Raw genomic sequence first — 19,284 nt, 5'->3', positions numbered from 1 at the left:
GGGCCTGAGCGCCCGCAGAACAAGGAAGAGTGAGGGCGTGTATGTCAATACACAACCGAGCGATGACGCAGTTATGCGGGCGCTCAGGCCCGACCCTTCGGGCTGCTTTACGGCGGCCACCAGGCGGAGATCCACGACTTGAACATGGAACCACCATGCCCTGCGCCGCGCCTCACCACCTGGTGGCCGCCGTAAAGCAGCGAGGCGCATATCAAGGGCACCGCCAGCCCCCGCCAGCCCACTGATCCACCGGGACATAGATTTCATGACAACTCATACCCATGCAGTCCGCACGTTCGATCGCGAGCTGATCCTCAAGGCCATCGCGGACTCGTTCCGCAAGCTCTCGCCGCGGCAGCAGATCCGCAACCCGGTGATGTTCGTGGTGTTCGTATGCAGCGTGCTGACCACGCTGCTGTGGGCTCAGGCCTTGGCCGGCCACGGCGAAGCGCCCACCGGCTTCATCTTCTGGGTCACGCTGTGGCTGTGGTTCACCCTGTTGTTCGCCAACTTCGCCGAAGCACTGGCCGAAGGACGCGGCAAAGCTCAGGCCGCCGCACTACGCAGTTCGCGCAAGGACGTGATCGCCAAGAAGCTGGCCGGCCCGACACGTGAGGCGGCCGTCACCCTGCTCGCTTCCAGCGATCTGCGTACCGGCGACTTCGTGCTGGTGGAAGCCGGTGAACAGTTGCCGGGCGACGGCGAAGTGGTCCTCGGCGCCGCCAGCGTCGACGAAAGCGCGATCACCGGCGAATCCGCGCCAGTGATCCGCGAATCCGGCGGCGACCGCAGCGCGGTCACCGGCGGCACCCGCGTGCTGTCGGACTGGCTGGTGGTGCGCATCACCGCCAACCCGGGCGAGAGCTTTCTGGACCGCATGATCGCGATGGTGGAAGGCGCCGCGCGGCGCAAGACGCCGAACGAGATCGCGCTGACCATCATGCTGGCGAAGTTCACGCTGATCTTCCTGCTGGCTTGCGCCACCCTGCTGCCGTATTCGATTTACAGCGTGCAGGTGACCGGTCACGGCAGCCCGATCACGTTGACCGTGCTGATCGCGCTGCTGGTCTGCCTGATCCCGACCACGATCGGCGCCCTGCTCTCGGCCATCGGCATCGCCGGCATGGACCGCATGATCCGCGCCAATGTGATCGCCACCTCCGGCCGCGCCGTGGAAGCTGCCGGCGACGTTGACGTGCTGCTGCTGGACAAGACCGGCACCATCACGCTCGGCAATCGCCAGGCCGTGGCCTTCTTGCCGGCGCCGGGCATTGAGGAGGCGATCCTCGCCGATGCCGCGCAGCTTGCGTCGCTCTCCGACGAAACACCGGAAGGTCGCAGCGTGGTGATTCTGGCGAAGGAGCGCTTCGGCCTGCGCGAACGCCAGCTGGAAGAGGGCCACGCCGAGTTCGTGCCGTTCACCGCGCAAACCCGCATGAGTGGCGTGAATATCGGTGACCGGCAGATCCGCAAGGGCGCGCTGGATGCCGTCGAGCGTTACCTCGAAGCCAACGGCAGCCATCTGCCGCCGTTGGTCAAGCGGATGGCCGAGGACATCGCACGCCGCGGCGCCACCCCGCTGATCGTCACTGAAGGCTCTACCGCGCTGGGCGTGATCGAGCTGAAGGACATCGTGAAGGGCGGCATCCGCGAGCGCTTCGCCGAGATGCGCCGCATGGGTATCAAGACGGTGATGATCACCGGCGACAACCCGCTCACCGCCGCGGCCATCGCCGCCGAGGCAGGCGTGGACGATTTCCTCGCCGAAGCTACGCCCGAGGCCAAGCTCAAGCTGATCCGCAGCATCCAGGCCGAAAACCGCCTGGTGGCGATGTGCGGCGACGGCACCAACGACGCCCCGGCACTGGCCCAGGCCGACGTGGCGGTGGCGATGAACACCGGCACGCAGGCGGCGAAAGAAGCCGGCAACATGGTCGACCTCGACTCCAATCCGACCAAGCTGATCGAGGTGGTGGAGATCGGCAAGCAGATGCTGATCACGCGCGGTTCGCTGACCACGTTCTCGATCGCCAACGACATCGCGAAATACTTCGCTATCATTCCGGCCGCATTCGCCACCACTTATCCGGCGCTCAATACGCTCAACGTGATGAAGCTGGCCACACCACAGAGCGCGATTCTGTCGGCGGTGATCTTCAACGCGCTGATCATCATCTTCCTGATTCCGCTGGCGCTGAAAGGCGTGAAGTACCGGGCGCTCGGTGCCGGTGCGCTGCTGCGCCGCAACCTGCTGGTGTATGGCCTGGGTGGTATCGCAGTGCCGTTCGTGGGCATCAAAATAATCGACATGCTGCTGGTCTTGATCGGACTGGCCTGACTTGCTCCTCCCCCTGCGCGCAGGGGAGGTTGGGAGGGGGTAAAGCCCTTGCGACGACGTTGCAAACTTGCGGGGCTTCACCCCACCCCAGCCCTCCCCCGCTACGCCCGAAGGAAGTCCCCGCGGGACACGCAAGGGAGGGAGAACACTCTCGAACCTCTGGAGGTTCAACGTTATGCAGACGCTTAAAGTGGCCGTTTCACTACCCGACGCTACGCATCCCGACATGGAGCTTCGTCTGTCAGCCGACGACGCGACCTGCGACGTGATCATCACCCTGCCCACGCAATCAGGTCGAGTAGCGCATGTTGCCCAGGCGCCACGTGACGCCGAAGCGGCGGGCAGTGAGCGTGATGACTATGCGCTTGGCGGCTACGCCGGTATCTGACCGGGTGTCACGACACCCTCACCATTCGACTATCAACAATAAGGCGGTCCGCCCCGGACCAGACTCAGGATTGGATATGCAATACAAAAAGGCTCTTGCTTTCGCGGTCGTGCTTGCACTGGCTCCGGCTGGTCAGGCGTTTGCCTCGGTCGTGGAAGTCCCCGTTTCCGCTGCAGCCGATCTCCCCGGGTCGCCGTCGCCAACAGCCAGCAGCAACTGTTCCAGCGGCATTTTCTCCCGTCTAGCCGCGGCTTATCGCGAGGATGCGCAGCCGGCCGATCCGAACGCGCCGGCGGCGGCGCGCCGCGGTTTAGACGCGCCACTCGATTCGCTGCCGTTTCCCAGTTCGGAATGGCAGCTGGGCGGCGTGCCTGCACCGATCGGCGTGCCGTACTCCTATGGCCAATACCCGCTACAGAAAGCATTGTCCTGCACGTCGCTCGGCCACTGGATGGAGCGCAACCGCATCGAGATCAACGGCTGGATCAATCCGTCGATGAATGCGAGCTCGTCCAGCTTCACCAACTATCCGCTGTCCTATGCCACGCGCCCCAACCGGGTGGAGTTCGACCAGCTGGTCGCCAATATCTCGCGCGTCGAAGACACGGTGCAGACCGACCATATGGACTGGGGTTTCAACATCTCCACGCTGTATGGCTACGACTACCACTACACTGTGACCAAGGGCGTATTCAGCAATCAGCTGCTCAACCACCCCAAGGCGCACAGCGCGTTGAACGGCAAGATCTACGGCGTCGACCCGATGCTGTTCTACTTCGATTTCTATATTCCCTCGATCGCCGAGGGCATGGTTATCCGTGTCGGTCGTGAATTGTCGGTGCCGGACATCGAGGCCCAGTTCGCGCCGCAGAACTATCTGGTGACCCACTCGATTCTGTACACGGTCGACCCGTACACCCAGACCGGCATCATGACCACCACCCGGCTCAACAAGCAGTGGACGTTCCAGATCGGCATCAACGCCGGCAATGACGTCGCTCCCTGGAACAAGTCCGCACGACCTTCGCTGCAGAGCTGCGTGCGCTGGGTGTCGGCCGACAACAACGACATGCTGTACCCCTGCATCAACAACTGGAACAAGTCCGACAAGAATTACAACAACGTCCAGATGTACGTCATGACCTGGGGCCACCGCTTCAATCAGCGCGTGCATATGCAGACCGAGGCCTACCGTATGTACTCCCGCAATGCCCCCGGCTTTGGCCCGGGCGGCACGCCGGGCGTCGCGGGATCGTCGCCGTTGCCGGGCACCGCTGGCGAGTTCGGTATCGTCAATTACCTCAACTTCGAGCTGAACTCGAAGACCTACGTGACGTTCCGCAACGAGTTCTATAAGGACATGAAGGGCGAGCGCACCGGCTTTGCCACCCGCTACACCAGCCACACGCTGGGCCTGACGCACTGGGTGTCGCCGGATCTGGAGATCCGTCCTGAACTTCGTTACGAGCATGCGTACGACCAGCCGATCTACGACGCCGGCAAGAAGAACTACCAGCTCACCGCGCTGGTCGACGCGATCCTGCACTACTGAGGTAAAGATCATGAGCAAGCTGATTCGCACGATCCTGGTCATGTTGCTGCTGATGACCGTCATCACCGGCGTGGTGTATCCGATGGTGGCCACGGGCTTGGCGCAGGCGCTGTTTCCTGCGCAGGCGAACGGCAGCCTGATCGTCAAGGATGGCAAGCCGGTCGGGTCCAGCCTGATCGGGCAGTCGTTCACCGAGCCCAAGTACTTCTGGGGACGGCCATCGGCAACGACGCCGATGGCCAATAACGGCGTGTCCTCCAATGGCTCGAACCTTGGTCCGACCAACCCGGCGCTGACCGATGCGGTGAAGCAGCGCATCGACGCACTGCGGGCCGCCGACCCCGGCAACAACGCGCCGGTGCCGGTCGACCTGGTCACCGCTTCAGGCAGTGGACTGGATCCGGAGATCAGTCCGGCGGCTGCGCAGTACCAAGTAGCTCGTGTCGCGAAAACACGTGGGCTGGACGTGGCGCAGGTGCAGCAGCTGGTGACCCAGGCAACTTCCAGTCGCCAACTTGGCGTGCTGGGCGAGCCGCGCGTAAACGTGCTCAGCCTCAACCTTGCGCTGGATGCACTACAAAAGCACTGAAAGCGCGCTCACTGTCGCCGGGTAGTCCAAGCGGACTGCTCGGCGATGGCGTACAAGCTCTAAAGTACGACAAGGCTCCACCAGGCAATGAAACATGTCCGAGGTTAACCGCGAAGCACGCGCCGACGCCCTGCTCGAGAGCGTGCAGGAGGAGCGGCACCGCCGCCTGAAGATTTTCCTCGGCGCCGCGCCTGGCGTGGGCAAAACTTTCGCCATGCTCTCGGCCGCGCGCGAACTGAAACGGCAGGGCGTGGACATCGTGGTTGGCCTGGTGGAAACACACGGGCGTGCCGAGACCAGTGCGTTGCTGGAGGGGCTGGAGGTATTGCCGCGCCGGCCGGTGAACTACCGCGGGCGCGATTTCACCGAGTTCGATCTGGATGCCGCACTGGAGCGGCGTCCGGCCGTGATCCTGGTCGACGAACTGGCTCACAGCAATCTGCCGGGTGGTCGACACGAGCGGCGCTGGCAGGACATTGCCGAACTGCTCGACGCCGGTATCGAGGTCTATAGCGCGCTCAACGTGCAGCATCTGGAAAGTCTCAACGACCAGGTGCGGCGCATCACCAACGTCACCGTACGCGAGACGGTGCCGGATGCGTTTCTCGACCGCGCGCGCGACATCGTGCTGGTGGATCTGCCGCCACGCGAGCTGATCCAACGGCTCAAGCAGGGCAAGGTCTACGTGCCCGAAACCGCAGCCGCCGCGCTGGATGCCTTCTTCTCGCCCACCAACCTCGCCGCATTGCGTGAACTGGCGGTGGAGACGGTCGCCGGCCATGTCGATAGCGATCTGCGCGATCACATGCTGGCGCGCGGCGGGGCGATGCCGGTGCGTCGCCGCGTGCTGGCCGCCATCGACGGCCACGGTCAGAGCGAGTACCTGGTGCGCGTGGCGCGGCGTATTGCCGAGCGTCGTGGCGCGCCATGGAGCGTGGCTTTTGTCGACACCGGCGCCACGCTCGACAAGACGCGTCGCGAGCAGCTCGATGCGGCGATGCGGCTGGCGCGCCGGCTCGGCGGCGACACCATCGTGCTGCGCGGCCATGCGATTGCCGATGAATTGATCGCGCATGCCGATCGCGAAGGCATTGGCCAGATCATCCTCGGCCGTACGCGCGAACGGCCGTTGGCACGCATGCTGGGCCGCTCGCTGACCCAGCTGCTATTGCGCCGCGGCGCGCATCTGGAGCTGACCATCATCGCCACACCGGCCGAGCGCGTGCGCTCGCGTCTGCGCCTGCGCATGCCCGGAGGTCGTGGCCGTCGCGACGAGTACGTGTACGCCACCGTTGCCACTATCGTGGCTTTCGGCCTGTCGTTCATTGGGGATCGCTATCTGTCGGTCGCCAATCTCTCGTCGATCTTCCTCACCGCCGTGCTGGTGGTGGCGGTGCGGACGCGCATGGCCGTCGCGATCTACACTGCCATCCTGTGCTTCCTCGGCTACAACTTCTTCTTCGCGCCGCCGCGTTACACGTTGATGATCGCCAACTTTGACGACGTGTTGGCGGTGTGTCTGTTCTTTGTTGCGGCCATGGTATGTAGCCGGCTAGCGACGCAGCTGTCGAGCCAGGTGGAGTCGATGCGCGCCGCGCATGCGCAGTCGCGTGCTTTGCTTGCGCTGGGACAACGGCTGGCGACTAGCGCGGATGCCGGCGGCATTCGCGACGTCGGCGCAGCCGCGCTGGCGCACGCATTGCGCTGCGATGCGGCGATCCTCGCGCGCGACGCCAGTCGTGTGTTGGGCGTGGTGGCCATCTCGCCACGCGATGTCCACCTGACGCCGCAGGATCTGGCCGCCGCCGACTGGAGTGAGCGACATACCGAACCGGCCGGTCGCTACACCGACACCTTGAATGCCGCCCCCTGCTGGCTGCTTCCGCTGGGTAGCGAGGGGAATCCGCTGGGCGTCGCCGCCCTGCGCTTTACACCCGAGCAACGCGACTTGTCGCCAGACCAGCGCAGCCTTGCGCTGGCGATGGTGCAAGACATCAGCCAGGCGCTGGAGCGCGCACGCTTGGCCGACGAACTGGAGGGCGCGCGCGTGCAAGGCGAAACCGAACGCCTGCGCAACGCGCTGCTGTCATCCGTGTCGCACGACCTGCGCTCGCCACTCGCCTCCATGATCGGCTCCGCCGGCACGCTGTCCAGCTACGGCGATCAGCTGCCGCCGGGCGAACGGAAGGAGTTGCTTGAAGCGATTCTCGGCGAAGGACAGCGACTGGACCGCTACATCCAGAACCTGCTCGACATGACCAAGTTGGGTCACGGCACGCTCAAGCTCAATCGCGACTGGACCGATGTGGCCGAAATCGTCGCTGCCGCCGTCACGCGCTTGCACAAGCTGTTCCCCGAACTGAAGGTGGACACCGTGCTGCCGGTCGACACTTTGCTGCTTTATGTCCATCCCGCGCTGATCGAGCAGGCGTTATTCAACATTCTGGAGAACGCCGCAAGGTTCTCGCCGGTGGGTGAAGCGGTGCGTGTGATAGTGCGCAGCGATAAGGAACGGCTGACCATCGACGTCAGCGATCGCGGCCCCGGCATTCCCGAAGACGAGCGCGCGCGCATCTTCGACATGTTCTATTCGGTCTCGCGCGGCGACCGCGCGCCGCAGGGCACCGGGCTGGGCCTGGCGATCTGCCGCGGCATGATCGGGGCGCATGGCGGCAGCGTGGAGGCCTTGCCTGGCGACGGTGGTGGCACCACCATTCGCATCACCCTGCCCTTGCCGGCTCCGCCCGAAGAATGAGTATCTCCGCTCCCTGCGTATTGGTGATCGACGACGAAGCGCAGATCCGCAAGTTCCTCGACATCGGCCTGCGCGCCGAGGGCTACGAGGTGGTGCTGGCAGCCAATGCAGCCGAAGGTCTCGCCAAGGCCGCCACACGCACGCCGGATCTGGTGATCCTCGACATCGGCCTGCCGGACCGCGAAGGCCATGACGTGCTGGCCGAGCTGCGCCAGTGGAGCCAGGTGCCGGTGCTGATGCTTTCCGTGCGCGACTCGGAGAGCGAGAAAGTCCGCGCGCTCGATGCGGGCGCCAACGACTACGTGACCAAACCGTTCGGCATCCAGGAATTGATGGCGCGCCTGCGCGCACTGCTGCGCAACCGCCCTGGCGAACCGGAACCGGCACAGCAACGCTATGACGACGGCCGGCTGGCGATCGACCTGGCGCGTCGTGAAGTGCATCTGGATGGCGAGCTGCTGGCGCTGACCCGCAAGGAATACGCCGTGCTTGCCATGCTGTTTCGACACGCCGGCCGCGTGGTGACGCAACAACAGTTGCTGCGTGACATCTGGGGCGCCACACATGTGCAGGACACGCATTACCTGCGCATCGTGCTGGGCAAGCTGCGGCAGAAGTTGGGGGACGACCCGACCACACCACGCTGGTTGAAGACGGAGCCGGGCGTGGGCTACCGCTTTCTTCCCCACAACTAGCGAGACCCTTTGATAAGAGGTGTCCTTCCTCTTGTCCTTCCACAACCGCTGCCCTTGTGCGCCTTGGCTGATGCGCACTGTCAGCGGCGGCCGAATTCCGACTGTCTCGCCCTCCACTGACCTATTTTCCGATTATTCCCCATATACCGTCAGGTACTGACGTGTTGTCATCGTCCCCTGATGACACGGGATGGCGCCCCACGCTCACGTCATTGGACGACCGCCACAGCAGCAAGATGTCGCCCGGAAGTGGTAACTCGCCGCCCCGCAATCGCCGTTGGAGCGCCACACGGACAGATCGCCATGCGTCACAAAACACTTCGCCGCCTTCGTTTCATGAACACCCTGCGAAACACAAGCATTCCCAGAGGCACGCTGCTGGTCCTTGGACCTTTCGCTGGCAACCGCCAGGCCCAACGTCAGGTTGCAAACCGCCAACACATCCAGGCCAACGCCGCTGCCTGGACCCGGCGCATGGGTACGGTGATGGCGCTGGTCGCCACCGCCGTGCATGCCTTCCCAAGCGCATTCAATAACGCGTATCCGGGGTGCCAGCCATGAAGAACGCCCCTGCTACCACCTCCTCGGCCCTGGATGCCGAACAAGGCGATCTGCGCCAGCGCAAGGTGGGCGTCATGGTCTCCAGCCTTGGCTACTGGTTCGTCATCGGCATCGTGTGCGTCATCTATGCGCGCTATCTCGGTGGCACGCGGCCATTCTTTGTGCTGATGGTCCAGGAGTATCGCCCACTGACGGAGCTGCTGGCCGTGGCGATAGTGGGGACACGCCTATTCACTTACCAGTGGGTTCGGCTCGACGCCATGGAACGCACTGACCAGCTATCAACCTTGCAGACCTTACTGCATGCAGTGTTCTTTTCCGAATATCTGGCCAGGACCCGGACTCTCCGAAAGAACCTGGTCACTGCCTTGGTGCAAGCCGCCGTGATTTTCGGAAGCATTGTGACGTGTTGGGTAGGCGTCCACGTCGCCTCGGAGGCGCTTCTCAAATGAAATGCCCCCCTACCTCTTAGCTCGACCGCTGGCCTTGGCACGCACCCTTTATCGCTGCGGTGCTAAGGCCTGCGCTGCGGCAAGCGCCACGCCAAGTGACCCATAACCATTCCGAACAAAGGAATCCATCATGCGCATTCACCAGCTACGACATACTTTGCGTCAACGCGCTGCCGTGCTCGGACTTCTGCTGGTCATGGGCAGCATGGCCACACCCGCCCATGCGCAGTGGGAAGTCATCGACCATTCGGCCATCAAGAGCAACGAAGCGGGGCAGCTGAAGCAGTATGGCCAGCTGGTACAGCAGTACTCGCAGATGGTGACGCAGTACACCTCGATGCTGACCACGCTCAAGAGCCTCAACCTCAACGTGATGCCGGTGAACAACCAGCTCCAGCCGATCACCGATACCGCCCCGCTGGTGCAGCAGGCCTGCCCCGGCACCACCGAGCCGCTGAGCATGGCAGCAGGCTTCGTCGGACTGGACACCGCCGAACTGACGGGCGACATCAAAACCACACAGAACAAGATCTGCCAGAGGATCACGCTGTTGCAGATCGACAAGTACAACAAGGTAGTCAACATGCTCAATCACATGAACGACTACTTCGCTGGGCTGCAGCAACTCGCATCAAACGCCGACGGGATCGTTGGCGAGGCAACCCATGCGGTCGGCGATCGCGGTGCCGTGCAAAACCAGACCAGCCAGGCCCAGACCTCGCTCAGCATCGAAATGAGCAATATCGAGCAGCAACTGCGCGTTAATGACGCCGCCATCGCCACCTTGCAGGCGCAGCAGTCCATGCTGGGCCATATCGCCGTCAAGGGCAGCCCATCGCTCATCGGCAACGCCATGCAAACCATTGCGTTCGGCGCAGCGCTCAATATCGACAACTAAGCCCGCGTACCGTCCCCTCACCAAACGTCATCACTTACGGCGACGGATCAGATAACCATCTGGAAGAGCCAGGGAAAACCCATGGAATCGGCCTACTTCGCGCTGATCTACAACTACCTCACCCACAAGATTGAGCAGTTCGCGGTCGACGGCATGAACCATGCCACCAGCTGGGTCACGAACTTCGCCTTCATTATGGTGACGCTGTGGGTCTTCTTCCGCGGCTACCGCCTGGTCACCGGCCAGTCGCAGGAATCGATGATGACCGCGGTGTCGCACATGATCAAAATCGCCCTGATCGTGACCGTCGCCAAGACCATGTCGCTGGGCAGCATCCACCTGTACGACTTCCTGTACAAGCAGCTGCCGCAGGAGATCAACCAGATCGTGACCGGTTCGGATGCGTCACCCAAGACGCAGATCGACCGCAACCTGCTCAAGGTGTCGCTGGCGACCAGCGCGATCGACGCGGTGCAGGTGCCACTGGGCGACACAGCGCTGGCCGATGACAAGGCGCGCGCCTCGATCATGGCCCAGTTCGGCATTGCCGCGCCGGCCATGACGGCCGGCACCTTGCTGCTGATGTATCAGGTGGGGCTGGCGCTGATGGTGGGCCTGGGGCCTCTGTTCATCCTTAGCCTGATGTTCGAGCAGACCAAGGACTTCTTCCGGCGCTGGATCACCTATGGCCTGGGCACCATGTTCTCGCTGGCCGTGCTCAGCGGCATGGTCTCCATCGTGCTGGAGCTGACCGAGCGGGTGGCGGGCGCCATCTGGGCCACCGAGGCGATCAGCAAGATGACTGGCATCGAGTCGCAGGGTTTTAGCACCATGGCGTTTCAGCAGGGCGGCGTGGGGCTGATGATGACGATGCTGCTGATTTCCACACCGGCCATGGCGGCGGCGTTCTTCAATGGGCCGCTGGGGAGTTTCATGCACTTCGCTGCGGTGAATGGCGGAGGCAGTAGCAGCATGCCTGGCCCGCAGGGGCAGCCGCCGGGGTCGTATGGAGGGGGATATGGGCCGCAGGCGAACACATACGATGGCAATACAAGCAGACAGAATAATTCAGGCGGTTTCCATCCTGGCGCGACTGCACAACGCAACTATGCCCAGACCACCAATCCCGCCGACAAAGACGTGACCAAACCCTATGACGGGGGAGCACGCTCATGAAACCGATTGTTCTGTTGTCGCTGCTGCTGGGTATCACGATGTCTTATGCACCGGCACATGCCGAAGGCGGATGCCCTCCCGGCCAGATTCCATACAGTGGTACCGATATCGGCAGTTGTGGACCTATTCCTGGCTATAACCAACAGCAACAGCCGCAGGCGCCCGCAGTGCCACCACCACGGTGGGAGTCGCGCTGGGGGGCGATTGCTACAGATGAGCCTCACGGAATTGTTGGAGCATCACGTAATGGTTTAAGCGAGAAAGCCGCCAAACATGACGCCATAGCCGATTGCAAATCCAAGGGCGGGGTCACTTGCACCATGCAAATCTCCTATTCCAACGGATGTGGCGTACTTCTTGTGGGTGACAAGACATTCAATCTCAATGCAGGATCAACTGAGACGATAGCCGTCCAAAAGGCTATGGATGTCTGCAAGGCAGGAAATGCCAGTTGCCAGGTCTACTTCACAAGCTGCAGCCCAGCACAACGGGTTCAGTAACAACTTCGCCGCCATGAAATCTGCGTTCTCACTGGCTTTCGCTGTTCCTTTTGCCCTGATCACCACCGCCTGCAGCTCCTCCATGAACACACCCGACATCAAACAGAACCCGCATCCGAAGATGCGCTACGAGATCACCGTGACGATTGACGGCGCACCAGGCCCGTTCGACTCCATCAGTGGCTTCATGCAGTACGAAGTCACCAACAAACAGTGCATTCCCCTGACGGGTGGGCCCATGAATGCGATGCGGATTCCTCCCACGGCTCATCCCGCCATTGACTTCAAACGGGTCTCCGACAACGTCTACACGGGCACGGTGTATGCAGACTACTTCTTGGACGAAGACTATTTCGGCGAGGGTGTGTGCCATTGGTCGCTGATGAGCGCCACGGCAAGGCTGAAAGTCAAAAACCTCACTCTCGTTCCCTACTTGCTTTCAGACGAAATTTTTTCACAAAAGTCCGTTGAGGCTTACTTCGTGCGAGGAGATTACTCAGACAACGACCAGGAGCGCGGCAGTTCCGGCAGCAGGCGTTCATCTGATTACCCGCCCGAACTGCAAAAAGACATCTTCTCGATCACGCTTGTTGCCAAGGAGAGCATTCCATGACCATCACCGACAAGGACTACGCACTGCTCGACCAGGACTCCTACATTGATCGCAAAAAGAACGATCCGGTGGTGCTTGGCGGCGTGAGCTATACCGTCTTTGACACCTACAGCGACCCCATCACCGGCTACCACGGTACCGCTTACCAGCGCGCTGATACCAAAGAAATCGCCATCACCCATCGCGGCACCGAGAAGAACTGGGGTGTGATCCAGGATGGCGCCACCGATCTGGGTATGGTGGTGACCGGCCTCAACACGCAACTGCCCGATGCGCGGGCTTTCACGAAGCGTGTGCTGGAATACGCTGACAAAGAAGCAAGAGATAAGCACTGGACCATTCAAGTCACCACCACCGGCCACTCCCTAGGCGGAACTCTCGCCCAGATCATCGCCTACGAGAACCATCTACACGGCGTCACCTTCAACGCCTACGGTGCCGTGAATCCGCAACACCACATCTCCGAAGGCGGAAGTCAGGTCACCAACGTCGTGCGTGCCACCGACGTGGTCAGTGCGGCCAGCCGCCACTTCGGCACGGTACGCGTGCTGGCGACCGCGCAGGACATTCATGATCTTGCCCATGCGGGCTACGGCGATCGGGTCACGGCATCCAGCCTCCGCAATCCGCTGAGTGCGATCAGCTTCGCGGCGCACAGCATCGACAACTTCGCCCCGGACGATCCTGGCCTTGCCCTGTCGGACCTCTCGGCCGAGAACGAAGCCCGTGCCCGCGTGCATGCTCACGCCATTGGCCTGTATCGCGCCGATGTGCAGGCACTTCGCTCCAACACCTTGTCCCACACGTGGGAGATGGCGCACAAAGCCAGCACCGCGCGGGAACTGTTCACCTCGGCAGGCCGCTCGGTATTGCACGGTGAGTTCAAGCAGGCCGGCCACACGCTGGAACTCGCCGGCCATCGCACCGTGGAAAACCTCGCGCACCAGCGCGACACCGTCATCCACACAGTCAAGCTCACCGCCCACGCCGTCGAACAGATCGGCCAGCAAGCCGCCCATGCGGTGGGTGAGGCGTACGACGCCACGCGTGATGCCGTAACCCATGGAGCGCAGGAACTGGCGCAAGGTGCCCATATGCTCAAGCAGCAAACGCAGCTTGTCACCGAGGTGATGAGCGATGGCCTGTCGCACGTCGCCGATACGCTGAGCCACCCCTCGTCGTGGTTCGAGTCCAAGCCCGACGCGCACGAGCAAGCGAGCGCCCAAGGTTCCGCACCCGGACCAGCCAGCCCTACCGAACCCGTCAGTTTCGAGGCCCGGCTGGACCGCATGCTCGCGGCCGCCGACCGGGGCGACTGGGACAGCTTCCGCCAGGACACCAAGGCCCTGGCCGACATGCCGGCCGGCCGGGAGCTGCAGGCACAAGCCGTCGCCATGGTCGACCAGGAAGATCGCCTGACCGCACAGCACTAGGCCCAAATGCAGCAGCTGCAACACGACATGCAGCAGGCACTGGATCAGCAGCAAAGCATGGGCCACAGCCCTAGCCGCGGCATGGGTCATTAAAGACCGCACCGGCAGCAGAAGAGTGCATGAAAAGAGGCAACAGTACGCGGTAACACACACGGATGTTCGTTACCGCGATGGATCAGGCCATCACTAACGAGAACAACAGATGACGCAGCAGCACGAATCACGGCGTCTGGGTCAGAGATGTAGCGCACTCGGGTATTCGCCATCGCCATGGATGCCAAGGGCAACCAATAGTACGAACACATAGCCTGGGTCACGCTCGGCAGCGCTCGCCATCGGCGCCCGGGATGGGCGACACTTCGTACTCGCCGACCCGGAGAATCTCCATGCCCCGCAGCAGCACCGCCTTCTTGTTCGACCTCGACGGCACCCTGGTCGACAGCGTTTACCAACACGTGCTGGCGTGGAAGGAAGCACTCGATGCCGAAGGCGTAGAGCTGTCGGTGTGGCGCATTCACCGCAAGATCGGTATGAGCGGCGGGCTGTTCACCAACATCCTGTTGCGCGAAACCGGACTGGAGATCACCGAGGAGCGACTGGCTCGCCTGCATCAACGACATGTGGAGGCGTTCAACCGTCAGCACACGCAAGGCCTGGTGCGCCCGCTTCCCGGGGCGCGCGAATTGCTGGCGTATCTCACTGAGCATGGTTATCCCTGGGCTATCGCCACCAGTGGTCGCATGCAGACGGCCGCGCACAACCTTGAAGCGCTCGGTGTCGATCCATCGAAGGTGCCGGTGGTAACGCGCGACCAGGTGAAGTACGCCAAGCCCGATCCCGACCTGTTCCTCGCCGCCGCCGAACGTCTTGGCGTGGACATCCAGCAGTCGCTGGTGATCGGCGACAGCATCTGGGACATGCTCGCCGCGCAGCGCGCCCGTGCGCTCGGCGTGGGGCTGCTCTCGGGCGGCTATGGTGAAGACGAACTTGAGCGGTCCGGTGCGTTCCGCGTCTACGACGACCCGGCCGATCTGCTGCGCCATATCGATGAAGTGGCGGCACGCCGCTGAAGCCGCTCCCGTCAGGCGCGATTCACCGCGGCACCCGGCCTAAGGATTAGTCTCGAAGACCAATTCGGACGCCGGAGCCACACCATGCGACGACTTGCCTTCATCAGCCTGCCCCTGGCGGTGATTCTCGCCGGCTGCTCCTCGCCGCAGGCGCCGCAACCGGATCATCCGCCCAAGCCGCAGGCGGATACCGCCGTACCGGCCAATGCGATGCTCGGCTCGCACGCGTGGTATCAGTGGGTCGATCAGCGCCTGGGCATCAGCGACGACCAGGCGCATGGCCCAGACGAGGGTTCCGACGAATGGAACCACGCCGTGCAACGCAAGCTGGGACAGGAAGCACCGCAGTCCAAACCCGGCTCGCCCGAGTGGCAGCAGTCGGTGGACGCGCTGCTGCGCACGCGTGGCGACGCAACCGACTAGCTCGGCTTATGACCGCAGCTGCATCCGCACGTAGGTGAAGTGCTGCTCGGCGCCGCCGGGTGTGAGATGCGACTCTCTGGTGGATTCCAGCAACTCGAAGGCATCGCCAAAGGCCGCGTGCAGACTCGCCACATCGTAGCGAGCCACCGGCAGGCCGCTGCAACGCTCAGGACCGTCCAGTGCGAATGTGGCGACGATCACCTGGCCATCCGGCGCCAGACTGCGCTGCAGCGCATCGAGGTAAGCCGCACGATCGGACGCATCAGTGAGGAAGTGAAACACCGCGCGGTCGTGCCATAGCGCATAGCGCTTCGAGGGCGCGAAGCCGAGCACGTCCGCGGCGATCCATGCCACCTTGCCTGCGCCGTCGCCAAGGCGTTCCCGGACCTTATCCAACGCGGCTGCGGAGATATCCAGCACGGAAAGATCGCTGCGACCTTCGGCCAGCAGATGGTCGACCAAAGTGGAGGCACCGGCACCGACATCGATGATGGGAGCGTCCAGCGGCAGGTCCGCATGATCGATCAACGTCAGCGATATGTGAGGCCGCCGCTGATACCAGCTCACCGTATCGGTGGGCTTGGTCTCGTAGACGTGTTCCCAGTGGCGTTTGCGGGGAATGTCGGTCATGGTGCTCGCCTGCATCGGACTGTCACTGAGGATACGCCCGGTAGGAGCGCACCCTGTGCGCGAATCGGGTACTACTACGGTCGCCCACAGGGTGGGCTCCTACCGTCGACTTTGTAGCTCTGCACTCAGCCCGGCGCGAGCAACGCGTCCAGATCTTCCTGATCGAAGCTCAGCCTTTCGCGCGTACCGCCGCCTTCCAGCACCGCTTCGGCCAGTTCGGCCTTGCGCGCTTTCAATTCTTCGATGCGCTCTTCGACCGTACCTGATGTGATCAGGCGGAATACGAATACCGGTTTGTCCTGACCGATACGGTGCGCGCGGTCGCTGGCTTGCGCCTCCGCTGCCGGATTCCACCACGGGTCGTAGTGGATGACGGTGTCGGCGGCGGTGAGGTTGAGGCCGACGCCGCCGGCCTTGAGCGAGAGCAGGAATAGCGGCACTTCGCCTTCCTGGAATTGGCGCACGGGTTCAGCACGGTCGCGCGTTTCGCCGGTCAGCGTGACGTAGGTAATGCGATGGCGGTCCAGTTCGTGCGCGATCAGCTTGAGCATCTCGGTGAACTGCGAGAACAGCAGCACTTTGCGGCCTTCGGCGAGCAGCGCGGGCAGCATGTCCATCAGCAATTCAAACTTGGCCGAATCGCGCACACCGCGCGCCGCTTCCAGTTTGACCAGGCGCGGATCGCAGCAGACCTGACGCAGCTTGAGCAACGCATCGAGCACCACGATGCCGCTATGTGCGATGCCGCGCTGGGAGATCACATCGCGCAGTTCTTCCGCCAGCGACAGGCGCAGGCCTTCGTAGAGTTCGCGCTGACGGCCTTCCAGCACCACGCGGCGGGTGATCTCGGTTTTCGGCGGCAGTTCGGAGGCCACTTGCGCCTTGGTACGCCGCAGGATGAAGGGCGCGAGGCGGTGGTTGAGGCGATCCTGACATTCGGTGTCGCGCTGCTTTTCGATCGGTACGCGATAGTGGCGGCGGAACGCACCTTCATCGCCGAGCAGGCCGGGCACGGCCAGATCCACTTGCGACCACAGCTCGCCGAGGTGGTTTTCCAGCGGCGTGCCGGTGAGGCAGATGCAACGCGGCGCGCGCAGGCTGAGTACAGCGCGGCGCGCTTGCGTGCGCGGGTTCTTCACCTGCTGCGCTTCGTCCAACACGATCAGCTCGAACGCTTGCTTGCGCAGCGTCACGACATCGCGCGGCAGCAGCGCGTAGCTGGTGAGCACGATGTCCTGCGCACCCAGTTGGGAGAAATCGCCACCGCGCTGCGGGCCGTGCAGGGCCAGCACTTTCAGCGACGGTGCGAAGCGCGCGACCTCGGCCTGCCAATTGGGAATCAAGCTGGTCGGCACCACGATCAACGCCGGACGCGTCAGCGCGCCGCGCTCTTTCAGCGCAAGCAGATGCGTGATGAGCTGCAGCGTTTTGCCGAGCCCCATGTCGTCGGCCAACACACCGCCCACACCGGCTTCGGCCAGCGCGTTCAACCAGCGCAGGCCTTCACGCTGATACGGACGAAGTTCGACGGTGAGTTCCGGCGGAACGGCATCGCTGGCGCGCTCGGCGGCATCGCGCAGACGTGCGGTGAAGCCGCGCAGTTGCTCCGGTGCTTCCAGCGCGCCACCGGCGGGCAGCGCCTCGACGATCTCCTCCAGACGACCGGCTTGCACGCGCGGGAGGTGCAATTTCTTCTTGGGTTTTTCCAGGTACTCGGCGAGTGGCGCCAGCAGGCCGCGCAGTTCTTTCAAACGCACCGGCACGCGGCGGCGCTCGTCCACCGGCGCATACCACACCGCGTCTTCCGGTTCGTTCGGTGCGGGGCTGAGGTTGAGCTGGTGTTCGGCCAGCGCCTGCGCCACCGCGGGCAGCAAGTTGTGTCGCTTGCCTTCGACCTCGATGCCGATCTCCAGATCGAAGGCGTGGTCGTCGGCGTCTTCCACCGCGTTGCCATACCACTGCACCGGACCTTCCAGCACTTCGAACGGGAAGCTAGGCGCGTATTCGAGCTGGAAGCCTTCGACTTCGAGCTTCGGCCGCAGCGCGAGCCAACGCGCGGGGGTGTTCACTTCCAGGGCACCGGCGTAGCCCTTGCCGGGGAATAGCCAGGCGTCCTCGGGCAAGGTGTCGGCCAGGTCCCAGGGCAGGCCTTCGGTGTCCACGCCTGGTGTCAGGCCGGCGCGTTCGAGCTGCTCCATGGCGGTGAGTTCTTCCGCGCGTCGGCGCGCGATCTCCACCAGGTTGCCGTTGCGTACACGGCGCACCAAGGGCTCGCCACCGCGCCCAGGCAGGCGTTCGCCAGCGTAGTCGAAGGCCAATCGCGCGTAGGCCAGCGGCGGTGTGCCGGCGGCAAGGCGTGCATGGCGGGTAAGCGCGTGCAGGGTCAGCACCGGCTTGGGCGATAGCTCGGAGCGTCGCAGCTCGCTGAACACCAGCGGCAGTGGCACGCGGTGCGCCAGGCGGCTGGACGGCAGCGAATCGCGCAGGCGGCGGCTGTGCTCGTGCTTCAGCGCGGGCAGGTCCAGCCAGGAGGTTTCTTCGGTGGGGGCTTCGAGATGGCCTAGCTCAGCGCGCTCGGGATCGAGATACCAGAGCGCATCGATGCGCAGCAGGCGCTGATTGGTCGGCAGCGATGGGAGCAGGCGCTGACTGCCGTCCTCATCCAAATGCCAATGCCAGTTGAGCTGGTGCGATTTGCCGCGCGACAGGCGCAGCCCGGCCAGACCGCCGAGGAAGCATGGCGCCGTGTCGAGAATTTCCGCCAGCAAGGTGTCGCCGACGTGGCCGGCCAGTCGCGCGTAGCTACGGCTCTTGCGCACCGATTGCGGCAGGCCGAGCACGGTGGCGGCGAGGCGTTGCTCGTGCGGCTCCAGCGGCAGATGGGCAAGGTGGCGGCTGTCCAGCGGTGCCGGTCGCGCGAAGCGCCCTTGCTCGACCACGGCCAGCAGCACCGGCGCCACATCCAGGCGCACGAAGGGCACGCCTTCTTCCGGAATCACATCGAGAAAGAAGCCCAGCACACCCCGCTCGTGCGCTGCGGCGGCGGCGGATTCAGCCAACAGCTTGCGCCACACTGCCGGTAGCGGCTCGCCACTGTCGTCGCGATGCGGCGAGGTGGGTTCGTCGAGCTGTTTTTCGTCGGGTTGCTGCATGCGCGTGCGGTCCGCCGGGGCAACCAAAAGACCGAGCTTAGCAAGGCCGATGCGCGTGT

The 19,284-nt window shown here is 63.5% G+C and carries 17 protein-coding genes; 15 read left to right on the top strand and 2 right to left on the bottom strand.

Going from position 1 to position 19,284, the window contains the following annotated elements:
• The first annotated feature begins 265 nt into the window (after nucleotides 1-265).
• From kdpB to OUZ45_RS07255, 15 genes are all read left to right on the top strand, one after another.
• Nucleotides 266-2,338 carry a potassium-transporting ATPase subunit KdpB gene (gene kdpB / locus OUZ45_RS07325; RefSeq protein ID WP_266169283.1) on the top strand — a complete coding sequence of 691 codons (2,073 nt, stop codon included), beginning with the start codon at nucleotides 266-268 and terminating at the stop codon, nucleotides 2,336-2,338.
• Nucleotides 2,339-2,513: 175 nt separating this feature from the next.
• A complete protein-coding gene (locus tag OUZ45_RS07320; RefSeq protein WP_266169282.1) occupies nucleotides 2,514-2,726 on the top strand; it encodes a hypothetical protein in 213 nt (70 codons plus the stop codon).
• 76 nt (nucleotides 2,727-2,802) lie between these two features.
• Complete coding sequence (locus tag OUZ45_RS07315) at nucleotides 2,803-4,278, top strand: outer membrane beta-barrel protein (RefSeq protein WP_266169281.1); 1,476 nt, start codon at nucleotides 2,803-2,805, stop codon at nucleotides 4,276-4,278.
• Nucleotides 4,279-4,288: 10 nt separating this feature from the next.
• Nucleotides 4,289-4,867 carry a potassium-transporting ATPase subunit KdpC gene (gene kdpC, locus OUZ45_RS07310; protein ID WP_266169280.1) on the top strand — a complete coding sequence of 193 codons (579 nt, stop codon included), beginning with the start codon at nucleotides 4,289-4,291 and terminating at the stop codon, nucleotides 4,865-4,867.
• 94 nt (nucleotides 4,868-4,961) lie between these two features.
• The gene (locus OUZ45_RS07305) at nucleotides 4,962-7,622 is read left to right on the top strand and encodes a sensor histidine kinase (RefSeq protein WP_266169279.1); all 2,661 of its coding nucleotides are present in this window, start codon (nucleotides 4,962-4,964) and stop codon (nucleotides 7,620-7,622) included.
• The gene (locus tag OUZ45_RS07300) at nucleotides 7,619-8,317 is read left to right on the top strand and encodes a response regulator (protein WP_266169278.1); all 699 of its coding nucleotides are present in this window, start codon (nucleotides 7,619-7,621) and stop codon (nucleotides 8,315-8,317) included. The genes OUZ45_RS07305 and OUZ45_RS07300 overlap by 4 nt, the downstream gene beginning before the upstream one ends.
• A 336-nt stretch (nucleotides 8,318-8,653) precedes the next feature.
• Complete coding sequence (locus tag OUZ45_RS07295) at nucleotides 8,654-8,878, top strand: hypothetical protein (RefSeq protein ID WP_266169277.1); 225 nt, start codon at nucleotides 8,654-8,656, stop codon at nucleotides 8,876-8,878.
• Nucleotides 8,875-9,330 (top strand): hypothetical protein, encoded by a 456-nt coding sequence (locus tag OUZ45_RS07290; protein ID WP_266169276.1) that lies wholly within the window; start codon nucleotides 8,875-8,877, stop codon nucleotides 9,328-9,330. The genes OUZ45_RS07295 and OUZ45_RS07290 overlap by 4 nt, the downstream gene beginning before the upstream one ends.
• Before the next feature lie 130 nt (nucleotides 9,331-9,460).
• Nucleotides 9,461-10,228 carry a hypothetical protein gene (locus OUZ45_RS07285; RefSeq protein ID WP_266169275.1) on the top strand — a complete coding sequence of 256 codons (768 nt, stop codon included), beginning with the start codon at nucleotides 9,461-9,463 and terminating at the stop codon, nucleotides 10,226-10,228.
• An 81-nt stretch (nucleotides 10,229-10,309) separates the two neighbouring features.
• Nucleotides 10,310-11,404, top strand: coding sequence for a TrbL/VirB6 family protein (locus OUZ45_RS07280; RefSeq protein ID WP_266169274.1), 1,095 nt, complete (start codon nucleotides 10,310-10,312; stop codon nucleotides 11,402-11,404).
• On the top strand, nucleotides 11,401-11,904 hold the full coding sequence (locus tag OUZ45_RS07275) for a DUF4189 domain-containing protein (protein WP_266169273.1): 504 nt from the start codon (nucleotides 11,401-11,403) through the stop codon (nucleotides 11,902-11,904). The genes OUZ45_RS07280 and OUZ45_RS07275 overlap by 4 nt, the downstream gene beginning before the upstream one ends.
• 13 nt (nucleotides 11,905-11,917) lie before the next feature.
• Nucleotides 11,918-12,517: a hypothetical protein gene (locus OUZ45_RS07270; RefSeq protein WP_266169272.1), complete on the top strand. Its 600-nt coding sequence runs from the start codon at nucleotides 11,918-11,920 to the stop codon at nucleotides 12,515-12,517.
• Nucleotides 12,514-13,950 (top strand): Tle-like phospholipase domain-containing protein, encoded by a 1,437-nt coding sequence (locus OUZ45_RS07265; protein ID WP_266169271.1) that lies wholly within the window; start codon nucleotides 12,514-12,516, stop codon nucleotides 13,948-13,950. The genes OUZ45_RS07270 and OUZ45_RS07265 overlap by 4 nt, the downstream gene beginning before the upstream one ends.
• Before the next feature lie 386 nt (nucleotides 13,951-14,336).
• Nucleotides 14,337-15,020, top strand: a complete 684-nt coding sequence (locus OUZ45_RS07260) for an HAD family hydrolase (protein WP_266169270.1) — start codon at nucleotides 14,337-14,339, stop codon at nucleotides 15,018-15,020.
• Nucleotides 15,021-15,104: 84 nt separating this feature from the next.
• Nucleotides 15,105-15,443 carry a hypothetical protein gene (locus tag OUZ45_RS07255; RefSeq protein ID WP_266169269.1) on the top strand — a complete coding sequence of 113 codons (339 nt, stop codon included), beginning with the start codon at nucleotides 15,105-15,107 and terminating at the stop codon, nucleotides 15,441-15,443.
• A gap of 6 nt (nucleotides 15,444-15,449) precedes the next feature.
• Here the strand turns inward: OUZ45_RS07255 and OUZ45_RS07250 are convergent, their stop codons facing one another.
• Both OUZ45_RS07250 and OUZ45_RS07245 read right to left on the bottom strand, forming a co-directional pair.
• The gene (locus tag OUZ45_RS07250) at nucleotides 15,450-16,073 is read right to left on the bottom strand and encodes a class I SAM-dependent methyltransferase (protein WP_266169268.1); all 624 of its coding nucleotides are present in this window, start codon (nucleotides 16,071-16,073) and stop codon (nucleotides 15,450-15,452) included.
• A gap of 125 nt (nucleotides 16,074-16,198) precedes the next feature.
• Nucleotides 16,199-19,225: a DEAD/DEAH box helicase gene (locus OUZ45_RS07245; protein WP_266169267.1), complete on the bottom strand. Its 3,027-nt coding sequence runs from the start codon at nucleotides 19,223-19,225 to the stop codon at nucleotides 16,199-16,201.
• Between the last annotated feature and the right edge of the window lie 59 nt (nucleotides 19,226-19,284).

It is taken from the genome of Dyella subtropica (genome assembly GCF_026283965.1).
In the GTDB taxonomy this organism is placed as follows: domain Bacteria; phylum Pseudomonadota; class Gammaproteobacteria; order Xanthomonadales; family Rhodanobacteraceae; genus Dyella_D; species Dyella_D subtropica.
This window is presented reverse-complemented; position numbering and strand designations above follow the sequence as displayed.

Excerpts from the sequence above, each read along its gene's own strand:
- OUZ45_RS07305 (WP_266169279.1), top strand. The coding sequence starts at position 4,962 with ATGTCCGAGGTTAACCGCGAAGCACGCGCCGACGCCCTGCTCGAGAGC.
- OUZ45_RS07300 (WP_266169278.1), top strand. The coding sequence starts at position 7,619 with ATGAGTATCTCCGCTCCCTGCGTATTGGTGATCGACGACGAAGCGCAG.
- OUZ45_RS07295 (WP_266169277.1), top strand. The coding sequence starts at position 8,654 with ATGAACACCCTGCGAAACACAAGCATTCCCAGAGGCACGCTGCTGGTC.
- kdpB (WP_266169283.1), top strand. The coding sequence starts at position 266 with ATGACAACTCATACCCATGCAGTCCGCACGTTCGATCGCGAGCTGATC.
- OUZ45_RS07275 (WP_266169273.1), top strand. The coding sequence starts at position 11,401 with ATGAAACCGATTGTTCTGTTGTCGCTGCTGCTGGGTATCACGATGTCT.
- OUZ45_RS07255 (WP_266169269.1), top strand. The coding sequence starts at position 15,105 with ATGCGACGACTTGCCTTCATCAGCCTGCCCCTGGCGGTGATTCTCGCC.
- OUZ45_RS07320 (WP_266169282.1), top strand. The coding sequence starts at position 2,514 with ATGCAGACGCTTAAAGTGGCCGTTTCACTACCCGACGCTACGCATCCC.
- OUZ45_RS07270 (WP_266169272.1), top strand. The coding sequence starts at position 11,918 with ATGAAATCTGCGTTCTCACTGGCTTTCGCTGTTCCTTTTGCCCTGATC.
- OUZ45_RS07315 (WP_266169281.1), top strand. The coding sequence starts at position 2,803 with ATGCAATACAAAAAGGCTCTTGCTTTCGCGGTCGTGCTTGCACTGGCT.
- kdpC (WP_266169280.1), top strand. The coding sequence starts at position 4,289 with ATGAGCAAGCTGATTCGCACGATCCTGGTCATGTTGCTGCTGATGACC.
- OUZ45_RS07265 (WP_266169271.1), top strand. The coding sequence starts at position 12,514 with ATGACCATCACCGACAAGGACTACGCACTGCTCGACCAGGACTCCTAC.
- OUZ45_RS07280 (WP_266169274.1), top strand. The coding sequence starts at position 10,310 with ATGGAATCGGCCTACTTCGCGCTGATCTACAACTACCTCACCCACAAG.
- OUZ45_RS07250 (WP_266169268.1), bottom strand. The coding sequence starts at position 16,073 with ATGACCGACATTCCCCGCAAACGCCACTGGGAACACGTCTACGAGACC.
- OUZ45_RS07260 (WP_266169270.1), top strand. The coding sequence starts at position 14,337 with ATGCCCCGCAGCAGCACCGCCTTCTTGTTCGACCTCGACGGCACCCTG.
- OUZ45_RS07245 (WP_266169267.1), bottom strand. The coding sequence starts at position 19,225 with ATGCAGCAACCCGACGAAAAACAGCTCGACGAACCCACCTCGCCGCAT.
- OUZ45_RS07285 (WP_266169275.1), top strand. The coding sequence starts at position 9,461 with ATGCGCATTCACCAGCTACGACATACTTTGCGTCAACGCGCTGCCGTG.
- OUZ45_RS07290 (WP_266169276.1), top strand. The coding sequence starts at position 8,875 with ATGAAGAACGCCCCTGCTACCACCTCCTCGGCCCTGGATGCCGAACAA.